At 65.5% G+C, this 2,458-nt stretch carries 4 protein-coding genes; all 4 read right to left on the bottom strand.

Annotated elements, in window-relative coordinates; all coding sequences use genetic code 11:
• Nucleotides 1–234 (bottom strand): CHRD domain-containing protein (locus tag AYR66_RS21535; RefSeq protein ID WP_206047247.1); only part of this gene is annotated, 234 nt, incomplete at its 3' end.
• 81 nt (nt 235–315) lie between these two features.
• The gene (locus AYR66_RS21530; protein WP_088709207.1) at nt 316–696 is read right to left on the bottom strand and encodes a carboxymuconolactone decarboxylase family protein; all 381 of its coding nucleotides are present in this window, start codon (nt 694–696) and stop codon (nt 316–318) included.
• A gap of 31 nt (nt 697–727) precedes the next feature.
• On the bottom strand, nt 728–1,927 hold the full coding sequence (locus tag AYR66_RS21525) for an MFS transporter (protein WP_088709206.1): 1,200 nt from the start codon (nt 1,925–1,927) through the stop codon (nt 728–730).
• The coding region (locus tag AYR66_RS21520) for an ArgP/LysG family DNA-binding transcriptional regulator (protein ID WP_206047246.1) at nt 1,924–2,458 on the bottom strand (535 nt) is incomplete at its 5' end. The genes AYR66_RS21525 and AYR66_RS21520, both read right to left, overlap by 4 nt.

The following is a 2,458-nucleotide window of genomic DNA, read 5'->3' as shown; positions in this document are numbered from 1 at the left end:
GGTATCCGTCATGCCGCTGGTAATGACGCTGGCATTCAGCGTGCGTTGATCCGCATCGACGGTCACCAGGCCGGCTCCGCTGGCGGCGCTGGAGGTGGGCGGCACCACTTCACCGCCGCTCAACGCGGAGGAAAACGCGAACGGCAGGTCATCGCGATGACTGCCGCCGCACGCCATGAGGGAAAGTGCCGCAGCAAGCGCCACGGCATGGAGAAGCACGCGCGAGGATGCCATGTCACGCTCCCGGTCTTATGTCATTGAAGCGCAGAAACACTTTCAACCGGAAGCAGTGCATGCAGGCTTCGTGCCTGCTGCTCAAGCGGTCTTGCCAGTTTCCTTCATGACTTCCTGTGCCGTGCGGAATGCATCGACGGCCAAGGGCGCGCCGCAATAGACGGCCGCGTGCAACAGCACTTCACGGATTTCTTCCGGCGTCGCGCCGTTGTTGAGGGCGCCGCGCAAGTGGCCTTTCAGCTCATGCGCGCGGCCGAGCGCGGTCAGGATGGAAACAGTGACCAGGCTGCGGGTTTTCAAGTCCAGCCCGTCGCGGCACCAGACCGTGCCCCACGCGTTGCGCGTGACAAACTCTTGCAAGGGCATGGTGAATTCATCCGCGTTTGCAAATGCCTTCTCGACGAAGTCCTCGCCCATCACCTGCTTGCGCATCCGCAAGCCGTCTTCGAATTGCTGGTCCATGCTGCCGTCTCCGGTTGAAGTAAAACGGGAATTATAAGGAAGCGTGGACGGAACGCTTGCCCGTCACCGCCGCAAGGAAACTGGCGAGGGACACCAGCGACACGCCGAGCAGGATGCTCAGCAGCCACGACGGCGACGGATCGGCCTGCACGATGGCCGCCGCCGCCAGCGGGCCCGCCGCCTTTGCCGCCAGCGAAGGCGCGGCCAGCGCGCCCGAGATCGCGCCGTAGTTCTCGCGGCCGAACAGGCTTTGCGGCACCGTGCCGCGCACGATGGTCAGCACGCCGTTGCTGAGTCCGTACAATATGCAGAACGCCGCCACCGCATAGCTGTGCTGGCCGAGGAAGAGCAGTGCCAGCAGCCCCGCCGGCAGCATCGCGAAGGTCAGCTTGCCCACCGTCTGCGGACGCACATGGCGCGCAAAAGCCAGTTCGCCGATGCGGCCGGCAACCTGCATCGGCCCGATCAGCGTCGCTACCAGTACCGCCATCGTCGCGGAGTGGCCGAAGCGCTGCAGCAGCGGGATCAGGTGTACCGACAGGACGGAAAACACGAACACGTTGGCGGCAAAGGCGACCGCCAGCTTCCAGAAGGCGGCATCACGCACCGCTTCGCGCAGCGTGAAATTGCGCGACGTGTGCGTGGCGGCGGGCGGATGCCGGCGCTGCCCGCTGGAGCGCAGCAAGGCATGCACCGGCGTACACAGCAGGAGGTGGATGGCGCCGTAGACGAGGAAGGTATCGCGCCATCCGAGCACGCTGTTGAGCTTGAGCGTGAGCGGCCAGAACACGGTGCTGGCGAGTCCGCCGAACAGCGTGAGCACCGAGATGCCCTTGCGCGGTGACAGCAGGAATTCGCGGTTGATGGTGGCGAACGCGGCTTCATACAGCACCATCGCCATGCCGACGCCGGCCGCGCTCCACGACAGGAAGTAGAGCGCAACCGAGTGCGCACTGCCGATGCCGACCATGCCCAGCCCGGCCAGCACCGATCCCGAGGCCATGACCAGGCGCCCGCCGATTCGGTCGATCAGCATGCCGGCCGGTGTGGATGCAAGGCCGGCGATCAGCAGGCTCCATGAAAAAGCACCGAACACGATCTCGGTGCGCCACCCCGTCTCGCGCTCGATGTCGCCGGCGACGATGGCAAATGCGTAATACAGCGAGCCCCAGGACACGACCTGCGTGAAGGCGAGCAGCCAGACGATCTTCCATGGATCCTTGCCGTTCATGCGCGACCTCCCTTGAGCAGTTGGCGCGCCTGCGTCACGAGCGTGCGCGAGAGCCGCTCCATGCGCGGCGACTGCACCTTCCAGGCATGCCAGTACAGCGCCACATCGACCGGCCGCGTCGGCGCGAGGTCGACCACCATGCCGCGCTCGCGCATGTCCCGCATCTGCAGCTCGGGCAGCATGCCCCAGCCGAGTCCGAGCACGATCGCCTGCATGTAGGGATCGGAGGCGGGAACATAGTGGCGCGGAAATCCGTCTTCCGGCACGCCGAAATGCTTCAGCAGGAAATCCGATTGCAGCCTGTCCTTGCGTGCAAACACCACCGCCGGCGCCTGGCGGACGACTGCGCGTGTCATGCCCTTGACGAACCAGCGCGCGCGGAACTGCGGCGACGCCACGCATCGATAGCGCATCGCTCCCAGCGGCTCCACGTCGCATCCGCGCATGGCCTTCGACTCCGACGACACGCAACCGAGCGCCAGCCCCGCTTCCAGCAGCGTGTAGGTATGGTCCTGGTCGTCGAGGATGAGG

This window comes from Noviherbaspirillum denitrificans (assembly GCF_002211445.1).
Classification (GTDB): domain Bacteria; phylum Pseudomonadota; class Gammaproteobacteria; order Burkholderiales; family Burkholderiaceae_D; genus Noviherbaspirillum; species Noviherbaspirillum denitrificans.
Note: the sequence above shows the minus strand (reverse complement) of the source record. Positions and strands in the feature narration are given on the sequence as shown.